Raw genomic sequence first — 22,139 nt, forward strand, 5'->3', positions numbered from 1 at the left:
CGGCCGAAGAAGCCGACCTCCTCCGTCAGGTCCGGCCGGATCAACAGCTCGGTCGGGCGGCCTTCGCCGGCCAGCCCTTCGTCCTGCACAACGCCCCCGTCGGCGCCCATCCCGGCGCTCCCCGCTTCGCCGAAGACCTCGTCCTGGGCATGATCGCCAAGGGCCTGCTTCTGTCCGGCCAGGAGGCGCCCGCCTGGCCTGAGCGCAACATCCCCCCCCGACCCTTCACGGTTCTGATGACCAAGGAAGGCGAGCGCGTGCGCGTCGGCCTGCTCAAGCACAGCCGCACCGTCATCGCCGATCCGAGGGCCGCCGCATGAGCCGCTCCCTGTTCCAGATCGAGGCCGACATGAAGCGGTTGCGCGACGAGCGCCGGGCCGTGAAGCGCAAGCACTTCACCCCCGGCCACGTCCGATCCCGCACGTTCCGCCCGGAAGGCCCCGGCCAGCGCCAGCCGCGCGAGCGCGACAACAAGCACCTCGCCTTCATCCGGCGCCTGCCCTGCGTCGGCTGCGGCAGCCCCGGCCCCTGCGACGCCGCGCACCTGCGCGCAGGCGACCTGAACATCGGCAAGCGCCCCACCGGAAAGGCCGAGAAGCCCTCGGACCGCTGGACGACGCCCCTCTGCCGCGATTGCCACGCCCGCCAGCACACCGGCGCCGAACTCGCCTTCTGGCAGGCCCTCGGCATCGACCCCTTCGACCTGTGCCAAGCCCTCTACGCCGTCTCCGGCGACACCACCGCCGCCGAAAAGATCATCCGCGACGCCCGTCGCGCAGGAGCCCAACCATGACGCCGAAAGAGCGCCCTATCCTGTTCAGCGGCCCGATGGTGCGGGCGCTGTTGGATGGCCGGAAGACCCAGACGCGGCGGATCGTGAAGCCGCGCCGTCACGCCAGCCTTTTCGCGATTGAGGACGATGGCTCCCCCGTCTGGGCGGACAGCTACATCATGGACCCCGGTAACGCTGAATGGCGGATGCGGGACAATCCCTATGGTGTCCCAGGTGATCGGCTCTGGGTGAAAGAGACCCACGCCGTCGTCCCGCGCACCGCATATGCCATGAGCGAAGGCGTCCAGCAGACCCTTCGACCTGACGACAACCACGACGCTGCCGTCTACTTCGCCGATTGGGAGCGGTCCAAGCCGGGCCGTTGGCGCCCGTCTATCCACATGCCGCGCTGGGCCTCGCGTCTGACGTTGGAAGTGACCGAGGTGCGCGTCGAGCGGCTGCTGGATTGCAGCGACGCTGACGCTCAGGCCGAGGGCTTGCAGTGGGTGACGCCGGGCATGTGGTCAGTCGATCGCTCGCTGCCCATCATCGCGCATGAAGCCCGCACGGCCTACTTCGAGCTTTGGGACCACATCAACGGTGCCGGATCGGCTGAGGCCAACCCTTGGGTCTGGGCCGTCTCGTTCCGCGTTCTCTCCGACGAAGAGCGCCAAGCCTCCATCCGTGGGGGTGAGGCATGAGCGGGGTGAAGCATACGCCGGGGCCTTGGGAGGCTCACAAGACCATTGAGGCCCACGATGGGATGCCAGAGTGCTGGCAAATCGACGCCGAGCATGACGCTGTGTGCACGACGCAGTTCTGTTACGCGCCGAACACCGAAGCCAACGCCCGCCTGATCGCCTCCGCGCCTGATCATCACGCCGTCGCTCTCGAACTCGACCGGCTGGCGCTCGTGATCGACAGCGCCGTCAGGTTCGCGGACCCGGCCTTCAAGGACGAAGTGCAAGCGCTGCTGAGGGCCAACAAAGACGCCATCGCCCGCGCCCGTGGCGAGCAGGACGGGGGTGGGGAATGAAAGTCCTCGACCTGTTCAGCGGCATCGGCGGCTTCAGCCTGGGCCTTGAGCGCGCGGGCATGGAGACGGTCGCATTCTGCGAGATCAGCCCGGTTTGCCGCCACCTGCTGGCCCATCACTGGCCCGATGTGCCGTGCTTCGACGACGTGACGACGCTGACCGGCGAACAGGTTGGTCCCGTGGATGTGATCTGCGGCGGCTTCCCTTGCCAGGACATCAGCTTCGCCGGGAAAGGCGCCGGTCTCGCCGGCGAACGCTCCGGCCTCTGGAGAGAATATGCACGACTGGTTCGCGAGCTACGACCCGCCTTCGTCATCGTGGAAAACGTCGCAGCGCTCCTTGGTCGAGGACTTGGAGACGTTCTCGGAGACCTGGCCGCGCTCGGGTATGATGCGTGGTGGGACTGCATACCAGCTTCCGCCGTTGGCGCCCCTCACCGCCGCGACCGGCTCTGGATTGTTGCCTACGCCCGAGGCCAGCAACACGAAGGCTACGGCGATGCGCTCAGGCGGGAGATCGCCGCGGGACTTTCTCGCGCCGCTGCCGAGCAAGGCGTTTGCGCTGGAGCCGCGAGCTCGCACGAAGGACGGACTGTGGTCAACGCCGGTGGCGGACGACACGGGGCACCGGACAGGACGCTACCCACAGGGTGGAACCGCCCTGTCGACGCAGGTTGGTGGTCAGCTGAACCCGACGTGGGTCGAGTGGCTCATGGGGTTCCCGCTCGGTCACACCGACTGCATGGCCTCGGCAACGCGGTCGTCCCGCAAATCCCCGAAATCCTAGGCCGCGCGATCATCGCAGCGGCGAACCCTGTGCGCGAGGAGATCGCAGCATGAGCATGACCACCCCTCGCGTTACCGTGCCGGTTGAGCCGACAGAAGGGATGATTGAGGCGGCCGAAAGCGCAGGAATGTCCATGGCGGGCAGCGATATGTCGTCGCCTGATATGACTCGCCACGTCTGGTCCGCCATGCTCTCCGCAGCCCCCGCGACGGAAGGCGGGGCTGTGGACCCGCTCGCAGGCTGGACCCCGCATGATGGCGTTTGGGGCGAGCCGCCAGCCCTCGCCCCCGAAACCCTCCTCCATGTGCTTCGTCGCAACGGCAACGTCGCGGGGCCTTATCGCGCTGGACGCATTGAGTGGCATCATCAGAACGCAGACAGCGACCCGCTATTTTATCGCCCAGCCGCCGCCGCCCTCGCCGCCCGCGAGGAACCCCCGGCAGAGGCGGGGGAGGATGATGTTCGCGGCTTGATCGGCGAGGCCATACAGGGCCTTGAGCGCGCCGTCGCCAGCACTCGCTTTGACAGCGCATCAAAGGAGGTCTTCTCCGCTTGCGTCGACGACTTCAGGAAGGTTCTCCGCGTCCAGCCGCCAGCCCGCGAGGACGCGCAGCCGGTTGGGTATTGGGTGACGCACCCGGTTGGCGAAAACCCGGTCTTCATTCGTTATGGCTCGTTTGTCCCGGCCGATGACCGTTACACCGTTCAGCCCCTCTACACCCACCCCGCCCCCGACGCGCTGCGGGGGGCCTTGGAAGAGGCGCGGGACGCGGTTGATTTCTTCGACCGGGTTAAGGCCGCGACGCAGGCTGAACAGATAGCCGTTGGCCGCGACCACTGGACCCGCATGGAAGCCGCATTGCGCCGCCTCGCCGCCCTACAAGCCGAACAGAAAGGCGGTGCGGCGTGATCACCGACGACGAAAAAATCCTCGGCACCGACCTGTTCGCAGGCGACTTCGGCGAGCCGGGCGACCGCACCATGTCGAACAAGATGGTCGTCGCCGCCAAACCTCATCAGTGCGGCCACTGCAAAGGCCCTATCGCCAAGGGCGAGCGGCACCGCTGCTTTGTCGAGGTGTTCGATGGGGAAATGATGACGGGGCGGTGTTGTGCCGAGTGCTGTTTGGCGATGGTCCGCGATTACGACGAACAGGGCATCGACCACATGGAGGATCGGATCGACCTGCACGATCTGGAATCTCCCTACTCGACCATGAGGGCAGACTTGCAAGCCGAACAGGGGGCGAAGTGATGACTGATCCCGAATACGAATACGAATACGACGACCGTGACGAGGGCGTGATCTGCCCGCGCTGCATGGGCGATGGGTCGGTGTCCTGCCATTGCGGCGGCGATCTGTGCGTCTGCGACAACTACGGCGAGCGGGACTGTCCGGTGTGCTTTGGAGAGGGCGACGTATCGCGTGAGCGCGAGGGCCAATATCTCAAGGCCGAAGGTGAGGCGATGGCGGCCATTCGAGCGGCTTGGCCCACCCCCTCGGACAAGGAGGGCGGGGAGTGAAGATGATCGCCCGATTGATCTGGCGCTGGCGGCTTGTCCGCTACATGCAGTCCAACGGATTCGGCTGGGCGCTACCGTCCGCCTGGGAATACAGCCGCAGCCTTCGCGAGATGGCCGAAGACCCCGAGTGTTTCGACGCCATCCCACAGCCAGCTGACGTTCTTGCCATCGACATGCAGCATTGGGAGGATTGAGTGCCCCGCCCCTTCACATCCCCTACTGTCAGCGCCGAGAGCTATCAGCGGATGGCTGACGAAGCCCTGCGCAGCTTCCTGCGGCCCGCACTGACCCACGTTCGCAAGCGCGACAGCGGCGCCAGAGCATCGATCGTTCTGACGGTTCGCACTCAGGCGCCCGGCGTGCGCCTGCCGGTCGCCATGATCGCCCAGCATCCCGATCACGTCGACCTCGTCCTGCAGGAACGAAGCTCGCCACTCTCGATCAACCGCCGAGCGATCACATTGGGTGTCGTGGTCGACGGCAGATGGTCCAAGGCCGTGATCCCCTTCGACGCCATTCTACGGTTTGTCGACCAGGACGCCGGATTTGCGATGGATTTCCCCCAGTTGAGCCCGCCTCAGGCGATCGAGAGAGCAGTATCCAAAGTCGTGAGCTTGGCCGCTTTCCGGGAGGCAAGAGGGTGACTCGTCACACCCCCCTCGCCCGAGTAGAGCGCCGCCCTCGCCCCGAAGACTGGCCTGATGATGAGCCGATGACGCTTAAAGAGATCATCGCCGTCTTCTACCCGGACGGACCTTTAACGGTCGCCAGCTTGCGCACCTCAATCGCAAAACGCCGGTTGACGCCTTCGGTCGTCGCCGGGAAGCATTTCATCACCCCCGCGCAACTTCGCGCCCTATTCAAGCCGCAGCCATGTCCAGACGCTCAAAAGGCCCGCGCCTCTACCTCCGCAAGGGGCGGCTCGACAGCCGCTCAGGCCAGCGGCTCCCAGACATCTACTTCATCCGCGACGGACAGAAGGAACGCAGCACTGGCTGCGGCCCGGAAGGCATTGCAGACGCAGAGCGCCAGCTTGCCGACTACATCGCTGAGAAGTGGTCCCCGGAAGCCACCACCGACACGGGCCAGCGCTCAGGTGATCCGGCTTCAATCTTCATCGCCGAGGTAGCGGCGCTCTATCTTCTGGAGAAGGCGCCCAGGGCGCCCGACCCGTCAGGCGTGAAGGCTCGCTTCAAGGCCCTGCTCGACTTCTGGGGCGAGATGACCCTGGCGGATGTGAAGCGATCAACCTGCGAGGCATATGTCGCTGAGCGGATCACTCACCCCATAGCCAGCGCCAAAGACCCGACCACCGCCCGCCGAGTGTCGGCTCAAGGGGCGAGGCGTGAGCTGGAAGACCTGTCGTCGGCCATCGGCTATTGGGCCGGGGAACATCCCCTCGACCGGCGCCCGAAGGTGACGCTGCCCGAGAAGCCGGAAAGCCCCCGTGACGCTCTGACGCGCTCGCAAGCCGCTGCCCTGCTGCTCGCAGCCCTGGGCTGGCACCGGGACGCTAAGGGGATGCCCAAGCGCCGGGGTCTGTCTGCGCGTGCTAATCGCGGCCACCTTCGCCGCTTCGTTCTGATCGGCCTCTACACCGGCACCAGGCCGGGCGTCGTGCCCAAGCTCCTCTGGGAGGAAAGCCCGACATCCGCGTGGGTGGACCTCGACGATGGCGTCATCTACCGGCGCGGCCGAGACGAGCGCGAGCACAAGACCAAGAAGCGCACCCTCGTTCGAATCCCCGACCGGCTACTGGCGCACCTACGGCGCTGGCGAGACATGGACAAGATCGAGATGGCGAGGCGCGAGCGTGAGGGCTTGCCGACCTGCAACAACGTCCTGCACCACGGCGGCCAGCCGATCACGAGCAAGATCAGGCGTGGCTATGCCGCCTGCGTCGCTGACGCTGGCCTATCTGACGATGTTACGCCACACTGGCATCGTCACACGGCCGCGACCTGGCTCATGGAGCGGGACGCCAAGCCGTGGGACGCGGCGGGCTTCCTGGGCATGACCATGAAGACCCTCGAGGACAACTACGGCCACCACCGGCCGGGACACCAGAGCAGCGCCTTGAAGGCGATGGGGAGGAAGTCATGAGCAGGCAGTTCGACGAAGCAATGGAGGAGCGCGCGGAGGCTGAGCAACACGCCGCCCTTGCGGTGGCTCTCGGCCTTGATCCCGACTACCTCGCGCAGTTCGAGTATGAGATCGAACCGCACGAGAGCGACGACGGCGTGCTGTACGGGTACAACGTCACCTTCCCGGCCGATGCCCCCGAAGAGCTGGAAGATCAGCTCCAAGGCGACTACGGCGCTCGGTGGCTTCGCGTCGGCCCGCTGTAGTCGCTACCCAGTTACTACCCAGAATGGGCGCGACAGACCGTGAACAGAACGGGAAGACCGAGAACGTCAAAGCGCGGAAACTCAGGCTTTTGGCGGGTTGCCGTGTCGTTGACATCGTAGGGGTCACAGGTTCAATCCCTGTCGCGTCCACCATTCTTTTCCTTAGGCTTTTTGGAACTGCTCCCCTCTCGGGAAGTCGTCCTGCCCAGGAAACGCCCATGAAATGCTCCCCGCCCAGGTTATCGCCGACCAATCGCTGAGCGCGCCTCTTCCATATAGTTCGGGCTGTGATGCCCATAGACCCTGGTGATCAGCCCTTCGCTGGTGCCGGTGAAGCCGGCGACCTGCCAGGTCGGAACCCCCTTCTGAAGCAGCCAAGTGATGCAGGTGTGCTTCAGCGTGTGCGGCGTCACGTCCGCCCCCAGGCCCGCCCGCTCCTTGGCGCTTTCAAAGCCGCTGCGCTGACGCTGGATGATTTCCCCTTCGTATTCGCACGGGCCATGGATCGTCAGCCGACGCCATCGCCGCAGGTGCGGCATCAGCCGATGCGGGATCGGACAGGGCGGCCGACGCTTCCGCGTTTCCCGTTCCGCCGTGCCCCGACGATGAATGGTTTCCGTGACCAGATCGACCGAGCCTGCCGTCGGGCTCCGCGTCCAGCGCAGGGCCAAAACGGCCGAATGGCGCGTCGCCGTATAGAGGGCGATCAGAATAAAACGGGCCACATGATAGTTGGGCTCGGCGACACGACGCCACGCCTCGACGCCGCCCTGATCGTCAACGCCGACCGCCTCATACCCCAATGCCCCGCGCAGAAGCCGCGCCGCTTCCATCCGCGTGAGCCAACGCTCATTGGGCTGCCCCGCATCCGGCTTCGCGATCGGGATCGGCCGATCCAGTTTTCCATGGCGATGGAGCAGGTTCAGCGCCGCCGCCAAGGTCTCGAGTTCACGCCGGGCGGTGGCCTCCACCACCGGTCTGCGCCCATAGGCGCCGCCGGTTCTCGCTTTCACGTACTTCCGGCAGGCGTCGATGTTGATCGCGTCGCAGGTCAGGTCCCCCAAACCCTCCAGCAGACGGTCGACATGATAGGGCTCGGGACCGGAATGATCGTCCCGCAAAGATTCCAGATAATAGGTCAGCGCGTCGGCGACGGCGACCTTGGACGGATGGCCATCGCCGAAATCAGGCCGGTGCTTGTCGGCTAGATAGCGGCCGAACGCTTCTTCAGCGCCTCGCTGGTCCGACTCGCCAAAGCCCGTGCCGATTTCACGTCCACGGTCGAGGATGACATAGCGGGCCTCTCGGCCCTTTCGTTCACGCAGATAGAGGCGCGGGGGTTGGGCGGGACGCGGCACAGTTCCCTCATCGCTTCGATGGCGGCCAGAGTGGTGAAATCCTTGTTGCCGATCCGTTCGATAACCAGGCGCCCCCGGCTGGCCTCCAACCGCAGCGTGCGCACCGAGACGGAGCCGTCGGGAAAGGCGAGACGCGCCGCCACGGACAGACGAAGCGGGGTCGAAGACGTGATGGCGTCAGACCTGCGGTCGTGAAGACAACGCTCTACATGGGACAAAACAGCGAACTCGATCGTCAGAGACGACAATCGCTAGAGGCGCCCGGCGGGATACCGGGACAGACGCCCCGACGGGCGTCAGTTGTCGTCCACTCACACATACAACGAACGGCATTCCGGTTTCAACAAAAAATCCATCTATCTCGTTGTTTTTGTTAAGAAATGATCTGCGCCTGGCAACACATCACGTCTTCTGATCTTTCCGCAACCAGTCGGCAGCGACGAACGCCTTGTCCAGGAAGATCGCCACCTTCTCCCATTCGCCCCCCGCACGACCGCCCTGCGCGGCCTTTCGGCGCACCTCGGCCAGAAGTTCCTCCCGTTCGATATAGGCTGCGATCCTTTCCAGGTCAGGCCGACGCGGCGGCGGAGCCGACCGAGCGCGTTCTTTGGCTTGCTCTCGCGTACAGGCGCCCTTGAGGCGATTGGCCCGATCGCTGATCACGCGAACATTCCCAGGCACATAGCCTTGGGCGGGCCTGATGCGGTCCAGCGAAGGCGAACCGCTCGACCGTTCGGAACCTGCCGCCAGCGGCACGCCGAGCACGGGGCAAACCGGCGGCACCACCACGTCGCGACGGCGCAGATTGAAAGGCAACCCCAGACGTGCCGCCCTTTCCCGCGCCCGCTCCAGCAGGGCCGCAACCGGATCGCGACGCCGCCGCTGGCGCATATAGGCGCTCATATAGAGGGCGTTGCAGCGCCGACAGCTGGCGCGCTTCAGCTGCGTTCCGTGAATGGGACAATTCAATTCGAATTGGTTCTTCATGGACAGATAAGACTCCAAGTTGATAATGAGTCCATAAACTCAAAATGAGTCTAAAGAGTCAAATTTAATTATGAAGACACCTCGAGCGCGCTCCCCCAACCACCCCACAGGCGCCCAACTGCGCGGCGCCCGAGGCCTTCTGAATCTGTCGGTTCTGGACCTGTCGGAGCGCACCGGCCTGGCCGTGAACACCATCAAGCGCGCCGAAGCGACGAACGACTTCGCCCCCATCAACCGCGCCAACGCCAACCTGTTGGTCACAGTGCTTCAAAACTTGGGGGTGGTGTTTCTGCCCGCAGACGAAGTGGTCGGGGCGGGCGTTCGGCTGGAGGCTTCAGACACGCCCGCGTTTGCACGACGTCGAAGTGGGGATTGAGGCCAACCAAACGCCAGAATCGGTCGTTGTCAGTGACCGTATCGAGCCTTGTCTCTTGCTTCGCTTGACTCCCCCAGGGGGTTGGCGCGCATATAAGAACATATGCGGAACATTCATTCTCAGCTTGACGCTCTGGCGGCGCTGAAGACTCGCCTGGAGGCCCTGGATCGGGCCGGCGGTCGTCGCGTCGGCGCGGGCGTGCGCGCGGGAGGCGACGACGCCTTTGCGCCGTTGGCCACGAACGTTCTGCATGATCTCTACGCCGCCGCCCCTGCCGACGCCGTAACGGTCAACGCCTTCGGGCTGGGCATGGCGCTGCGGGCGGCGGCGGGGCGGCCCATCGTCTGGGGCCTGCATGAGATGATGGCCCAGGAGGCGGGACGGCCGCACGGTCCGGGCCTGCATGAGATGGGCCTGTCGCCGCGCGACCTGCTGCTAGTGCGGACGCGCGACGTGCAGACCCTGCTGGCCGTCGGCGAAGAAGCTCTGCGCAGTCCTGCCGTGGGCGCCGTGCTGTTGAGCGCCTGGGGCGAGGCCAAGGCCTTCAGCCTGACGGCCAGCCGGCGACTGGCGCTGGCGGCCGAGACGGGCGGTGCGACCCTGTTCCTGGCGCGGGCGGGCGCCCTGCCCTGCCCCAGCGCGGCCGAGACCCGCTGGTCGGTGGCGTCCTGCGCTTCGGAACCCCTGGAAGGCGGAGCGCCGGGGCGGCCGTCTTTTTCCGCGACCCTGCTGCGGCGGCGCGGCGGCGGGGCGACCGGAACCTGGATCATGGAGTGGGATCGTGAACAGCGAACCTTCCGCTCGCCCGCGCCGCTATCTGGCGGTCTGGTTCCCCTGGCTGCCCAGCGACCGACTGCGGCGTCAAGAACGGCGGGACGACACGCCGCCTGAGGATGCGCCGCCGGTCGTCCTGGCGGAGAGGATCAAGGGCGCGTTACGGCTGGCCGCTGTCGATCCGGCAGCGGCGCGGGCGGGACTGATCCCCGGCCTGGCCCTGGCCGATGCGCGGGCGCGGACCCCGGCCCTGCGCGTCGTCGCCCATCGACCCGACCTCGACGACGCCCTGCTGGGGCGGGTGCTGGAGGATTTCGGGCGCTTCACCCCCATGATCGCGCTGGACCCGCCGCACGGCCTGATACTGGACGTGACCGGCTGCGCCCACCTGTTCGGCGGAGAGACGGGCCTGATGCGGACGGTTCAGGCGCGAGCCGAACGCGCCGGACTCAAAATCCGGTGCGCCCTGGCCGGCACGCCCCAGGTCGCGCGCGCCCTGGCCCGCTTCGGCCCCGGCGGCCGATTCGAGCCCGGCCAGGACCGCGCCGCCACGCGCCGCCTGCCGGTCGCCGCCCTGGAGCTTTCGGACAAGGAGGATGAGGCCCTGCGCCGTCTGGGCCTGAAGCGGCTGGGCGATCTGGACAACCGGCCTCGCGCGCCCCTGGCGGCTCGCTTCGGCGCCGACTTCCCGACCCGACTGGCGCGGGTTCTGGGCGACGAGGACATGCGCATCACCCCGCATCGTCCGCCCGCCCCCGTGGTGGTCGACCGCGTCTTCTTCGAACCGATCTCCGCGCCCGAGGACGTGGAGCGGGTCCTGTCCGATTTGCTGGTCGAGACCATGGACCGGCTGGATCAGACGGGTCTGGGCGGCCGCGCCTTCGAGGCCGGCTTCTATCGGGTGGACGGCGAGACGCGCCGCATCGTCGTCCGCACCGGCCGCCCGACCCGCGACGCCCCCGCGACCCTGCGGCTGTTCCGCGAGCGGATGGCGGCCCTGGCCGCCCCGCTGGACCCCGGCTTCGGCTTCGACCAGATGCGGATGTCCGTGCCCTGGACCCAGGTTCTGGCGCCGACCCAGCAGGGGCTGGAGCGCGAGACGCCCGGCGAGGAGGCCTTCAGCCGCCTGATCGATCGGCTGACCGCGCGTCTGGGACCGGAGGCCGTGCTGCGCTTCGAACCCTTCGCCTCGCACATTCCCGAACGCGCGGCGCGACTGGTCACGGCCGCCGTCCGTCATGGCGACGAGACCTGGCCCGACCTCGATCCCGACGATCCGCCCTTGCGACCGTTTCAGATGTTCGACCCGCCCCAGCCGGTCGAAACCCTGGCCGAGGTCCCCGACGGCTATCCGCTGAAGTTCCGCTGGCGCCGCGTCCTGCACGAGGTGACGCGCGCCGAAGGGCCCGAGCGGATCAGCGGCGAATGGTGGCGCGCGCCGGGCCAGCGCATCCGCGACTATTACCGGGTCGAGGACCGGGACGGCCGTCGCTTCTGGCTGTTCCGCCAAGGCCTCTATGGCGAGACGCTCGAGCCGCGCTGGTTCATCCACGGCCTATTCGCATGAGGAGGCTCGATCCTTGCGGCGACTACGCCGAGCTGGCGACGGCCAGCAACTTCTCCTTCCTGCGCGGCGCCTCGCATCCCAAGGACCTGGTGCTGACGGCGATCCTGCGCGGCCATGCCGGACTGGGGCTGGCCGATCGCAACACCGTGGCGGGCGTGGTGCGGGCCTGGAGCGCGCTGAAGGAACTGCGGGCTGAGGGCTTGGCCCCGCCGGACAGGGTGCGCGAGGGCGGCAGTCCCGGAGAGATCGCCTTCATCGAGGACCCGCTGAACGATCCGGCCCTGACCGAGGAGGTGAAGCGCCGTGCGGCGGACTTCCGCCTGCTGACCGGGACGCGGCTGGTCTTCAACGACGGAACGCCGGACGTCATCGCCTATCCGGAGACGCGGGCGGGTTGGGGTCGGCTGACGCGTCTGCTGACCCTGGGAAACCGCCGCGCCAGGAAGGGCGAATGCGAGATCGGCCTGCGCGACCTGTTGGCCGATCCTGAGGACCTGTTGCTGATCCTCGTCCCGCCGGATCGGCTGACGGGACTGGAGGCGGTTCTGGCCCGTATGGCCGAGGTGGCGCCGGGGGCGGTCTGGCTGGGCGCCGCCCTGCACAGACGCGGCGACGACCGGCGCCGGCTGGCCCGGCTCAAGGGCATGGCGGATCGGGTGAAGGTTCCCCTGCTGGCGCTCAACGACGTCCTCTACGCCGCTCCCCATGACCGCGACCTGCAGGACGTCCTGACCTGCATCCGCGAAGGCGCGACCATAGAGACCGCCGGCCGGCGGCTGGAGGCCAACGCCGAACGCTGGCTGAAGCCCGAGGATGAAATGGCCCGTCTGTTCAAAGACGCGCCCGAGGCGGTGGCCGAGACGACCACCTTCCTGTCGCGCGCGACCTTCGATCTGAACAACCTGAAGTATGAATACCCTGAAGAGCCCGTGCCGCCGGGATGGGAGCCCCAGAGCTGGCTGGAAGAGCTGGTCCGACGCCGCACCCTCGTTCGCTATCCCGATGGCGCGCCACCTAAGGTTGCAGCCCTGCTCAAGCGAGAGTTGGAGTTCATCGCCGAGCGCAGCCTGGCTCCCTACTTCCTGACCATCCACGACATCGTCCGCACGGCCGAGAACAAGGGCATCCTGTGCCAGGGGCGCGGATCGGCCGCCAATTCAGCGGTCTGCTACGTCCTGGGGATCACCAGCGTCGATCCGGCCCGCCACGACCTGTTGTTCGAGCGCTTCCTGTCCTCCAACCGCGACGAGCCGCCCGACATCGACGTCGATTTCGAGCACGAGCGGCGCGAGGAGGTCATCCAGTACGTCTATGAGCGCTATGGCCGTCATCGCGCCGGCATCGCCGCCACCGTCATCCGCTATCGCCCCCGCAGCGCCATCCGCGAAGTCGGCAAGGTCCTTGGCCTGACCGAAGACGTCACCGCGCGCCTGGCCTCGACCCAGTGGGGCAGTTGGGGATCGGAGATCAGCGGCCGCCAGATCGAGCAGGCCGGTCTGGACGCCGCCAATCCCATGGTCGATCGCGCCGTGCGCATGGCGACGCGCCTGCTGGGTTTTCCGCGCCACCTGTCCCAGCATGTCGGGGGCTTCGTCCTGACCCAGGGACGGCTGGACGAGACCGTGCCCATCGGCAACGCCGCCATGCCGGACCGCACCTTCATCGAATGGGACAAGGACGACATCGACGCCCTGGGCCTGATGAAGGTCGATGTCCTGGCCCTGGGCATGCTGACCTGCATCCGTAAGGCCTTCGACCTGATGAAAGCCCATTCAGGCGTCGAGCACGACCTCGCCTCCGTCCCGCCGGAGGAACCCGAGGTCTACGACATGCTCTGTCGCGGCCAGTCCATCGGCGTTTTCCAGGTCGAGAGCCGCGCCCAGATCAACATGCTGCCGCGGCTGAAGCCGCGAGAGTTCTATGATCTGGTGATCCAGGTCGCCATCGTGCGTCCCGGCCCGATCCAGGGCGACATGGTCCATCCCTATCTGCGTCGCCGCAACCGCGTGGAGGAGGTTCACTATCCTCCGCCCGGCCGCCTCTATGGTCCGCCTGACGAGCTGGAGCAGGTGCTGGACCGAACCCTGGGCGTGCCCCTGTTCCAGGAACAGGCCATGAAGGTCGCCATGGTCGCCGCCCGGTTCACGGACGCCGAGGCCAACGGCCTGCGCAAGGCCATGGGCACGTTTCGCGGCGACGGGACCCTGCACACCTATGAAGACCGCATGGTCGGACGGATGATCGCGCGCGGCTATGATCCAGATTTCGCGCGGCGCTGCTTCGAACAGATCAAGGGCTTCGGCTCCTACGGATTCCCCGAAAGCCACGCCGCCAGTTTCGCCCGGCTGGTCTATGTCTCTTCCTGGATCAAGCACCGCCACCCGGCGGCCTTCGCCTGCGCCCTGCTGAACAGCCAGCCCATGGGTTTCTACGCCCCCGCCCAGATCGTGCGCGAGGCGCAGGAGGTCGGCGGGGTCGAGGTGCGCCCCATCGACGTCTCGCACAGCGACTGGGACAACAGTCTGGAAGGGCCGGCGAGCGCGCCCATCCTGCGTCTGGGCCTGCGCCAGATCGACGGCTTCAAGGAGGACTGGGCCAAGGCCCTGTCGGCGGCGCGGGCCGCGGCGCCCTTCGCCGATGTCGAAACCCTGGCCCGCCGCGCCGAACTGCCCGCCGCCGCCATGCGCAAGCTTGCCGACGCCGACGCCTTCCGCTCCCTGAGCCAGGACCGGCGCGAGGCCCTGTGGGCGGTGCGCCGCCTGCCCGACGACGACCCCCTGCCCCTGTTCGCCGCCGCCGAGGCGCGCGAGCGCGGCGCCCGCGAACTGGGCGCGGAGCCCGACGCCCGCCTGCCCCTGATGCCGCTGGGCGAACATGTCGCCGCCGACTACCAGACCGCACGCCTGTCGCTTAAGGCCCACCCTATGGCCATCCTGCGCCCCGTCTTCGCTGCTGAGCGGATCCTGTCCTGCGCCGAAACCGAGGCGAAGCGCGGCGGCTCCCTCGTGCAGGTCGCGGGCGTGGTGCTGGTGCGTCAGCGGCCGGGCAAGGGCAACGCCGTCTTCGTCACCCTGGAGGACGAAACCGGCATCACCAACGTGGTCCTGTGGGCGCGGATGCTGGAGCAGTTCCGGCGCGAGGTCATGGGCGCCCGCCTGATGCAGGTCGAAGGCGTCGTCGAGAAAAGTCCCGAAGATGTCGTGCACGTCGTCGCCCGCCGCATCATCGACCGCAGCGCCGAACTGTCCCGCCTGTCAGAAGACCACGAAACCGACATCCAACTGGCCCGCGCCGACATCATCGCCCACCCGCAACCGTCGCGCCATCCGCCGCACCGGCACCCGCGCCACGTGCGCATCCTACCGGGGTCGCGGGATTTCCACTGAGCGCCAACAGCGGTCATCAAGGCAGCCTCCGAAACCAGCCGTTCTCTAGCTGACCGGAAAATGAACATCCATGCCATCGCCCTCTGCACTGAGCTGGCTTGGCGCAGCCGCCCGGCCACGGGGCAGAACACGGATCATAGTCGCTCCAACCAGCATCGTCGCCGGTCTCCAGCAGCGAAGTTAGGTTCTATCGTGGAGGAGAGAGTCGGCCTTAACCGACAGCTAGGCGCATCACGGGATGAAGTTCGCTAGTCGCCAGCCGAGCCTCCGGGGCCCCAGCGCGCACGCGTCTGTAAAATTGGGGAGGTTGAAATGCACCGCCTTTGCGAATCTCACTCAGCGAGACCGGCGTCTTGAGCGCTTGAACATCGCGTATGATCAGAGCTGCGCCGTGGCTGAGACCTGAAAAATAGGCGTTGAACACCTCACGCGTGACGGCTGTGTGCGCTCCGTAGCGTCGCCAAAGGTCTGCAAGCGGAGCCTCCACGACCTCGTCAATCGTCAGAATCGCTACGACCTCTCCGACCGGCAACGTAGAGTAAAGCCAAGCTCTGGTCCCTCGACTAATCCTCGGCGCGCGACGGCGCAATTCCACGCCCTTAACGCCCGCCAAGATCGATCGCGCATACTCGGGCGAGACCGAGAGCATGATTGGATCTTCATCGGGCATTGGGACGTCCGGCTTCAAGAATCTGCACCGCTGTTTCGAATTTCAGCATGTGGCTTTTAACCAGCTTGGTCTTGTCGTCCATTCCGAAGGCCTCCATGCGGCTGAAAGACACTGGATTTTCGAAACGCATAATATTGTCGAACCATACGGCTAAAACGGTCGCACCCTTCACAAGATTGTCGAGGTGAGCGCCGCGCACGACCGCCGCCCTTAACAAAGCTTCAGGTGCCTGACGTTTCGGCACTACCTCCGCTTTTGACACCCTGGCCACTGCGATCGCCGCTCCGCTCCCCCCGCGTTTACCGGACTCGTAGATGATGATCGGACGCCCCCTGACAAGATTGTGTTGGTTGGCGACCGAGGCGAAATAAACGCGGCGGGATCGAAAAGCGGCCTCTGGCTTCGGCAATAGGCTTAGCTGGTTTCCACCGACAAGGTCCTCCGCCCATACGCGGCGTATTGGGACGACCACCACTGGTCTACCAGGCAAAAAGAAGAGGCTAGGCGCCATCATAGTTTCTAGATCAGCTAGAGAAACCGAGGCGTTCTTGCCCTCAAGGGCGATTGGTATTTCCTGTTCATCGTTCTCGAACGGAGGGCAGGTCTCCGGGAGCATCAAGCCCGTACCACTTTCAACGCGGCTACGCAGGCTCAGCCAGCATGAAGGCGTGATCACGGTCCCGATTGATATCTTTCTAAGAGATTTGTCTTCCGCTTGGCCGGATGCCAGGAAGCCATTAACGACCGCGCTGCGGCGCATCGCCGACTGACCGCCGACGTGAGGCAGCTCGATGCGGGATGGCCTTGAAAGGACCGAGGCGCGTACGGCATGCTCGATCAAGAAATCTGCCGCAGTTGATGTCGCCGGATGGCGGGGATCAGCGACGAGCAGAAGACGCGCCTTGTCGTTCGGACTGGTCGCCGACCTGTATGCTAGGAACGCGACCAGCGCTGTTGACTCCCTCGCCGCCACATACCGGAACCGCTTGTCAGCAGCGTCCCTTCGCGTGAATGCCGTGATCATCGTCGCCGACACACCGTGCGTAGCGAGAAAGGACTGAGCTTCCTCTGTCAGCGCAGTTTCCTTGAATGATAGATCATGTTCGCCTTCGCCGTCGGGGGATAGCTCCTCAAACTCGGGGGTTACAAAGGTTGCGAAATCCTCTGTGGACCAGACGCTTAGATGATGCTGTTGGCGGAGCGCCGAGTGTGCCCGCACTATGGCGTGTTCCCCGGTAACGAAGCCGGCTGCACCGACCAAGATAGCTTCTGCGAGATGCTTCAGGTCCGACAGGTCATTGATCGACAGCCGCGCTTGGCGTGCCTTTTCTGGGAAAACGATCGCAGAAAGTCGCGTCGCGAGACTATCTATTTCCTCCCTTGAGGGGCCAGAAACAGCGGGGAGTTGTTTAGCGAAGCTAAGGACCGGATCATTCTTGCCGATGGCGGTTCGCTGAAGCTCCTTGACGAATTCCGTCGTGACCGCGAGACGAACCCCACTACTTAGAGCCGCAGCGAGAATTTTCTCGGCAGCCTCGGTCGTCCTTCTTTTGCGCGTGGCGTCAAAGAAGACGTTTAAATCCATCAGATAGAGTGGCTGCGTCTCTGGGCCAGCCTCCATATCGGCTACGGTCAGTGACGATATGGGGCGGTAGTTGAAGAGCGTGGGCGTCGCCAAGCTTTTCACCCGGACATTAATTCGACGGTTCCGTGTTCTTCCGCCAGGCCTGGTTCTTGCAATCTCGAAGCCGTGATGCCCATAGACCTGATTGGCGGGCAGATCTGCTGCGACATTGGCCTTAATGGTCAGATACCCTCCCGCTTCGGCAGTTTGGATTGCAGAACGAAGCAGGCGCGTCGAAAGTTTCTCGCCTCGAAACTCAGGCAAAACGAAGAGCTGGACAACGCGAGCATGCGGATAGACCCCGCTGATCCATATATGGCCAGCATAAATCGGTCCTTGGACATTATCCTTCAGCACTAGGGTTATCTCGCCCTTGCGAAGCGCTTCCGGATAAGCGGAGGCAGGTATGAAGCCCAGCGCTTCCTTGTCGGTATCAGCCGCCCTTTGAACGTCGCCGATGAACGCCCCGATCACGGCGCGGTTTGTCGTTATTCTAAAAGCCATGGCACCCCCTTTGTATAAGAGGCGCTATGATCGCTGGCGGTCAATCCTACAGTCGGAGTTCCTCAAACTCTAATGCGTGAAACGGGGACGGCCCACGCAGTCACCTGCTTTTGTAAGGAAGCCCGGAGCCTCCGCCAGACGATTAGTTCGAAGATCAGATTCTGCTAGCCAACAGAGCGACTGAGAGTTCTACGACCAACACACGCTCCGTTTTCGACTGCTCAGCATATGGTCTAGATGACGCCAACACTTCGGCAGGAAACAGACGCCCCGGAAGTCCGCGATGAGTCAGGTCTGCCATTCGACAGTGTCGCCAACGCGCCAGCAGCGGACATTGGCTCAGAGGCGGAAAGGAGACCTTTGGCACTCGAGGAAAAGATGCGCTTTCGTCCTTTGGCAATGTTCGCCGGGCCCGTTTCGGGCCCGGCGATCACGTCACAAATCGATCTGTTTTGACATGGTGCGGGTGCCGTCGCAGACGGTCTTCCTCACGGTGCGCAGAATCCGGCCGGACGCCAGACGGAAGCCGTGCAGGTAGGCGAACTCACAGGGCTGGACGACAGTGACCGTATCGAACCGTCCAATCCGGCCTCCGGAGCGGGATGACTGTCGGCAATGGCTGGTCTTTGGTTCAGGCTGATGTCGCCGACGTCGCGAAGGTTCTGCAGAGCCAGCAGAAGGACGACGCCGCCCGCGCCTCTGGCAAGGTATGGGTTTCCATCACCAGCGGGAAATGCTCGACCTCATAGCCAATCCGAAGCGCGCGGCAGAGCCTAGCGACCTCGCCCTCGGCTTTCCGGTCCGGGCCCAGACGGGGCCCATGACCGGGGGTCCGGACGATGGAATCGCTGGTGCATGGCAAGAGTCTAGACTGACCGGCGGCACCTAATAAGTGACACCCACCGAGGCTCATCGGCCCTGAACCGTTTGGTTCGTCATCCGCGTTGGCGACTGCCTCGGACGCTACCCGATGCGGTTCAGAATTGCGGCGATCGCTTCAACGATCGTCTTCTGGTCCGTTCCACTGTCGAGCAATAATCTAAGCTCATCATCACTTGGGCGAGCGAGTGCAGGGCCGTCGATGGCGATGTCTGATCCGATGAGCCTCTGCGCAATCTCGGCTGCAGCCCCGCCAGTCGCGCCGACGGGTAGCAGGAAAACGCCAGCCTCTCGCGCGATCTCGAACTCTTCCATCACGCCATCCGCGACAATGAGGTCGCCGCCATCATGCTTGGCGCCACCGACAAATATGACTGTCCCGGCCTGCCTTGCGAGCTCCCGACGCAGCATGGTCCACTTGGAGCCGTCGGGTGCTGCTCCCGCGAGCGGCTGGGGGAACGGGCGAGTAATCAAGCGCCGATTGAGGTCCCATCCCCCACGGTCGCGAAGCGCGTCGAGAAAGCCCGCGATCGCCGCCGAGCCGACGAGCATTCCTGCGCCGCTGACAAGATCGCGCCCTGACCTGCCGATCAACCGACCAATATCTTCGGCGAGCGCGTAATTTGATGCCGCGCCCGGCCCCCCGCCCTCGACCGGCCAACTACCGCTGATCCAAATCCGGCGCGTCGCTACGCGCCGCTCGATCTCGCGGAGAAGGCCTGGAACCTCGTCGTAGCTCTCGATTTCGACAGCGATCAGACCATACCGCCTGAGGTCTTTCGCCCATAGATTATGCTGCGCGAGCCGGGCTTTGAACTCGCCTTCGGAACCGAAATCCTCCTGATGCGGGGGACGGACGATTGCGAAATGCTCGGGCGGAGCGTCGGTGAAGCTTTCGCGGATCAACGACAGGACATGGCGAATATTGGGATCGGTAAAACTCAGGCCGACAAACAGGATCGACATGCTGGTCAAATGCGCCTGCAACAGCGGCAAATAGGCCCCGCGCCGGGTACGAAACAGTTCGTAGTCGTCAGTTGAGATAACGATGTCGTCGAGCCGGTCGATCGAACCGTGCATCTTGTAGAGCCGGGCTGCACCAGGCGTCGGTTTGAGCGACAGGTCCTTGGCTCCCGATACCGGATCGAGCGGCCGGTCGATGGCGGCAAAGGCGCGTTCAACGAGCCGATCGTAATTGGTGGTCCAAATGTGCTGCACCGGCAGCCGCGCTATGACTTCTAGCGTCGGCGGCACGTCGTGGTCCGCGCCGATCTGCTCCTTGATGACATTTCGGACGCGCGTCGCGCTTCCGCTCTCCTGGATGCTCCACTGCGCGAGTGCGGCGAGATCCTGAATATCGCGCGAGCTGACACCTAGTTCCTCGCCGATCTCGCGTAGAAGGGTCGCCCAGGATGGATAACCTGCGGCCATCGACATGCCCGCGCCCACGAACATCACACCGACTCCGTCCGCAAGAGCCGCCGGATATTCCTTCAGAAAGCGCGACAACGCAGCTTTGACCATCTCTTCCCGTCCTCCTGAACCCGGCGGCGCGCCCGGGAGCCTCGGCGCTGGTCGCGCCAGTCGAGGATTCTCTGCCCCTGCAGCAGACACTCCGAACGTCGCCAAAGAGTCAAAAGCCGCTGTTCAATCGAACAATTGTGCGGGATGAATCTCTAGCGCTTCCGCCAACTTCACCAGGAACGCCAACGAGGGGTTCTCCTCGCCGCGCTCAATACCAGCCAGGTAGCGCATTGCCATGCCAGCCTCATGGGCAAGCGCCTCTTGGCTGAGCCCTTTCGCTCGCCTCAATCGCCTCACATTGGCGCCGACTCGGTCCTCCCATCGCATGGGCGCATGGGGACTGCGACGCCGCTCGAGCTCTAGGAACTATCTTGCCTAACTTTCTGGCAACTCTTCATAGGCACTATGCTGCCTATTGATAGGGAGGCATATCGTGACCAAGGGCATTCTGCTGGCTGGAGCCATGCTGACGTTGAGTTTGACCGCCGCAGGGCCCGCATCTGCGCAAGCCGACGCCTGCTCGACGAATGGCGGCTACCCGCCCGGCAGCCCTAATGCAGTCATGGCGCGGATGCGGAACATCGCCAGCGGCGCCTACGCGGCCTGCGTAGAAGCGCAGCGCGCCCGCACGCCGCCCGTGAACTGGACGCCGACGCGTATTCGCACAGCCGCGCGTCAGGCGGTCACGAACAAACTGCGCGATCCGTCGTCAGCCCAGTTCCGGAATGTACGCCGAATCGAGCACTCCAACGGCTCGACCATGTTCTGCGGTGAGGTGAATGGCCGAAACGCCTATGGCGGCATGTCGGGCTTTCAACGGTTCGAGGCCGGCGTGGATCGCGCAGGCGACGCCTCGGCCTTGATCGACGGCGGCGAGGAATTGAACGCCGCCTACTTCGAAGGCGCCTGGAACCAGTTCTGCGGCCGCATCGCCGGCACGCCGGTTCAGTTCTGACGGAGGGGGACGATCGTGGGGATAAAGTCGATGTTTCCTAAGGCTGCGATCGCCGCCGCCATGGTCGCTCTGGCTGCCTGCGCCACCACGCCGCCACAGGAGGTGCGGATGATCCCCACCGCCGATCACGGCGTGGGCGTTCGCTTCTCGCGCGGCAACGCCCTGATGGTGTCGAACGGTCCGTCCGGCGCGATCATGCTGTTGCCGGTCAGGTACAACGACACCCAGAAGTTCTACTTCTCAGTCGCCGCATTCAACACCTCGGGCTATCCGATCAACATCGGATCGGAAGACATTCGTCTCTATCTGGACGGGCAGCCCTACGGCGTTCAGGGCTTCGACTATCTGCGCCACACCGCGCGCACAACCGCCCAGCGCGAGATGAACCTGGCCTGGGCCGACGCGGCGGTGGAGTACTTCCTGACTCTCCAAGAGATGGAGGACCATCCGCGCCGCCACGACATCGCCTACCGCAGCGCCTCGGGGCAGTTGCAGGCGTCGCATGACCACATCCAGCGACGTCTGCGCCAGACCATCTCCACCCTGGGACGGACCAATGCTGGAGACGACGACCATCGATCCTGGCACGGCGCATGGCGGCGCGATCTTGGCCGAACAGATCGTCATCCCAGACGGCATGGTCCGCGACATGGTGATCGAAGTGCGGCTCGGCGGCTTCCCGCACCGGTTCCGATTGAACCTGGCGCCGTCGGGCACCTACGCCCCGACGCCGGTCGACATCCCGGCCGTCCCAGCCCAGGTCACGCAGGAGCTGATGCGCACCCGCGAGACCTGGCACTGGACGGATGGTCCGCCGCCGTCGCCAGCGATTTTCAAGGGCATGCCGGTGATCGAATAGGCAGAAGCGCAACCCGAGTCAGTTGGGCGAAACAGGAGTCGGATTTCATGAAATTCGACACTTCTGTTCGAGAATGGCGCACCCGACAGGATTCGAACCTGTGACCTCTGCCTTCGGAGGGCAGCACTCTATCCAGCTGAGCTACGGGTGCGTGCGCGGCGCGAAGGCCGGACGGCGGTGCTTACAGCATGGGCCGGATCGCCTCAATCCC

At 65.0% G+C, this 22,139-nt stretch carries 24 protein-coding genes and 1 tRNA gene; 18 read left to right on the plus strand and 7 right to left on the minus strand.

Going from position 1 to position 22,139, the window contains the following annotated elements; all coding sequences use genetic code 11:
- The 12 genes from B3D50_RS12145 to B3D50_RS12200 all read left to right on the plus strand — a co-directional run.
- On the plus strand, nt 1-320 hold a 320-nt coding region (locus B3D50_RS12145; protein WP_286951473.1), incomplete at its 5' end, for a hypothetical protein.
- Nucleotides 317-793: a hypothetical protein gene (locus tag B3D50_RS12150; protein WP_286951477.1), complete on the plus strand. Its 477-nt coding sequence runs from the start codon at nt 317-319 to the stop codon at nt 791-793. The genes B3D50_RS12145 and B3D50_RS12150, both read left to right, overlap by 4 nt.
- Nucleotides 790-1,473: a hypothetical protein gene (locus B3D50_RS12155; protein ID WP_286951478.1), complete on the plus strand. Its 684-nt coding sequence runs from the start codon at nt 790-792 to the stop codon at nt 1,471-1,473. The genes B3D50_RS12150 and B3D50_RS12155 overlap by 4 nt, the downstream gene beginning before the upstream one ends.
- Complete coding sequence (locus B3D50_RS12160; protein ID WP_286951479.1) at nt 1,470-1,808, plus strand: hypothetical protein; 339 nt, start codon at nt 1,470-1,472, stop codon at nt 1,806-1,808. Before B3D50_RS12155 ends, B3D50_RS12160 begins: the two co-directional genes overlap by 4 nt.
- Complete coding sequence (locus tag B3D50_RS12165; RefSeq protein WP_286951480.1) at nt 1,805-2,647, plus strand: DNA cytosine methyltransferase; 843 nt, start codon at nt 1,805-1,807, stop codon at nt 2,645-2,647. Before B3D50_RS12160 ends, B3D50_RS12165 begins: the two co-directional genes overlap by 4 nt.
- The gene (locus B3D50_RS12170; RefSeq protein ID WP_286951483.1) at nt 2,644-3,504 is read left to right on the plus strand and encodes a hypothetical protein; all 861 of its coding nucleotides are present in this window, start codon (nt 2,644-2,646) and stop codon (nt 3,502-3,504) included. The genes B3D50_RS12165 and B3D50_RS12170 overlap by 4 nt, the downstream gene beginning before the upstream one ends.
- Complete coding sequence (locus B3D50_RS12175) at nt 3,501-3,848, plus strand: hypothetical protein (RefSeq protein WP_286951485.1); 348 nt, start codon at nt 3,501-3,503, stop codon at nt 3,846-3,848. The genes B3D50_RS12170 and B3D50_RS12175 overlap by 4 nt, the downstream gene beginning before the upstream one ends.
- Nucleotides 3,848-4,117 (plus strand): hypothetical protein, encoded by a 270-nt coding sequence (locus B3D50_RS12180; RefSeq protein WP_286951488.1) that lies wholly within the window; start codon nt 3,848-3,850, stop codon nt 4,115-4,117. Before B3D50_RS12175 ends, B3D50_RS12180 begins: the two co-directional genes overlap by 1 nt.
- A complete protein-coding gene (locus B3D50_RS12185; protein ID WP_286951491.1) occupies nt 4,114-4,311 on the plus strand; it encodes a hypothetical protein in 198 nt (65 codons plus the stop codon). The genes B3D50_RS12180 and B3D50_RS12185 overlap by 4 nt, the downstream gene beginning before the upstream one ends.
- A 51-nt stretch (nt 4,312-4,362) precedes the next feature.
- Nucleotides 4,363-4,761, plus strand: coding sequence for a ClpXP protease specificity-enhancing factor SspB (locus B3D50_RS12190; RefSeq protein WP_286951494.1), 399 nt, complete (start codon nt 4,363-4,365; stop codon nt 4,759-4,761).
- 229 nt (nt 4,762-4,990) lie between these two features.
- Nucleotides 4,991-6,220, plus strand: coding sequence for a tyrosine-type recombinase/integrase (locus tag B3D50_RS12195; RefSeq protein ID WP_286951497.1), 1,230 nt, complete (start codon nt 4,991-4,993; stop codon nt 6,218-6,220).
- Nucleotides 6,217-6,465 (plus strand): hypothetical protein, encoded by a 249-nt coding sequence (locus B3D50_RS12200; protein WP_286951499.1) that lies wholly within the window; start codon nt 6,217-6,219, stop codon nt 6,463-6,465. The genes B3D50_RS12195 and B3D50_RS12200 overlap by 4 nt, the downstream gene beginning before the upstream one ends.
- Nucleotides 6,466-6,704: 239 nt before the next feature.
- Here B3D50_RS12200 and B3D50_RS12205 read toward each other — a convergent pair whose 3' ends face one another.
- Together B3D50_RS12205 and B3D50_RS12210 are read right to left on the minus strand one after the other, a co-directional pair.
- Nucleotides 6,705-7,823, minus strand: coding sequence for a tyrosine-type recombinase/integrase (locus tag B3D50_RS12205; RefSeq protein WP_286951501.1), 1,119 nt, complete (start codon nt 7,821-7,823; stop codon nt 6,705-6,707).
- A 402-nt stretch (nt 7,824-8,225) separates the two neighbouring features.
- Entirely contained in the window at nt 8,226-8,828 is a 603-nt protein-coding gene (locus B3D50_RS12210; protein WP_286951503.1) for a hypothetical protein, read from the minus strand.
- Nucleotides 8,829-8,880: 52 nt separating this feature from the next.
- On the opposite strand from B3D50_RS12210, the gene B3D50_RS12215 reads away from it, so the two are divergent.
- The 4 genes from B3D50_RS12215 to B3D50_RS12230 all read left to right on the plus strand — a co-directional run bounded on the left by B3D50_RS12215 (nt 8,881) and on the right by B3D50_RS12230 (nt 14,913).
- Nucleotides 8,881-9,186 carry a hypothetical protein gene (locus B3D50_RS12215; RefSeq protein ID WP_003166169.1) on the plus strand — a complete coding sequence of 102 codons (306 nt, stop codon included), beginning with the start codon at nt 8,881-8,883 and terminating at the stop codon, nt 9,184-9,186.
- Nucleotides 9,187-9,288: 102 nt separating this feature from the next.
- Nucleotides 9,289-10,077: an ImuA family protein gene (locus tag B3D50_RS12220; protein ID WP_286951505.1), complete on the plus strand. Its 789-nt coding sequence runs from the start codon at nt 9,289-9,291 to the stop codon at nt 10,075-10,077.
- Nucleotides 9,968-11,527, plus strand: coding sequence for a Y-family DNA polymerase (locus B3D50_RS12225; protein WP_286951506.1), 1,560 nt, complete (start codon nt 9,968-9,970; stop codon nt 11,525-11,527). Before B3D50_RS12220 ends, B3D50_RS12225 begins: the two co-directional genes overlap by 110 nt.
- Nucleotides 11,524-14,913, plus strand: coding sequence for an error-prone DNA polymerase (locus B3D50_RS12230; RefSeq protein WP_286951508.1), 3,390 nt, complete (start codon nt 11,524-11,526; stop codon nt 14,911-14,913). Before B3D50_RS12225 ends, B3D50_RS12230 begins: the two co-directional genes overlap by 4 nt.
- Nucleotides 14,914-15,124: 211 nt before the next feature.
- Here the strand turns inward: B3D50_RS12230 and B3D50_RS15795 are convergent, their stop codons facing one another.
- From B3D50_RS15795 to B3D50_RS12245, 4 genes are all read right to left on the minus strand, one after another.
- Nucleotides 15,125-15,583, minus strand: a complete 459-nt coding sequence (locus B3D50_RS15795; RefSeq protein WP_414632915.1) for an ASCH domain-containing protein — start codon at nt 15,581-15,583, stop codon at nt 15,125-15,127.
- Nucleotides 15,573-17,711 carry a GNAT family N-acetyltransferase gene (locus B3D50_RS12235; protein ID WP_286951510.1) on the minus strand — a complete coding sequence of 713 codons (2,139 nt, stop codon included), beginning with the start codon at nt 17,709-17,711 and terminating at the stop codon, nt 15,573-15,575. The genes B3D50_RS15795 and B3D50_RS12235 overlap by 11 nt, the downstream gene beginning before the upstream one ends.
- 963 nt (nt 17,712-18,674) lie before the next feature.
- Nucleotides 18,675-20,114, minus strand: coding sequence for an SIR2 family protein (locus B3D50_RS12240; RefSeq protein WP_286951511.1), 1,440 nt, complete (start codon nt 20,112-20,114; stop codon nt 18,675-18,677).
- Nucleotides 20,115-20,237: 123 nt separating this feature from the next.
- On the minus strand, nt 20,238-20,441 hold the full coding sequence (locus tag B3D50_RS12245; protein WP_087138713.1) for a helix-turn-helix domain-containing protein: 204 nt from the start codon (nt 20,439-20,441) through the stop codon (nt 20,238-20,240).
- Nucleotides 20,442-20,547: 106 nt separating this feature from the next.
- On the opposite strand from B3D50_RS12245, the gene B3D50_RS12250 reads away from it, so the two are divergent.
- Together B3D50_RS12250 and B3D50_RS12255 are read left to right on the plus strand one after the other, a co-directional pair.
- Complete coding sequence (locus B3D50_RS12250) at nt 20,548-21,069, plus strand: hypothetical protein (RefSeq protein WP_286951515.1); 522 nt, start codon at nt 20,548-20,550, stop codon at nt 21,067-21,069.
- A 108-nt stretch (nt 21,070-21,177) separates the two neighbouring features.
- The gene (locus B3D50_RS12255; RefSeq protein WP_286951516.1) at nt 21,178-22,032 is read left to right on the plus strand and encodes a hypothetical protein; all 855 of its coding nucleotides are present in this window, start codon (nt 21,178-21,180) and stop codon (nt 22,030-22,032) included.
- Here B3D50_RS12255 and B3D50_RS12260 read toward each other — a convergent pair.
- Nucleotides 22,003-22,079, minus strand: a tRNA-Arg gene (locus B3D50_RS12260). The genes B3D50_RS12255 and B3D50_RS12260 overlap by 30 nt on opposite strands.
- Nucleotides 22,080-22,139: the final 60 nt, after the last annotated feature.

It is taken from the genome of Brevundimonas sp. UBA7507, from assembly GCF_002478355.1.
Lineage (GTDB): Bacteria > Pseudomonadota > Alphaproteobacteria > Caulobacterales > Caulobacteraceae > Brevundimonas > Brevundimonas diminuta_D.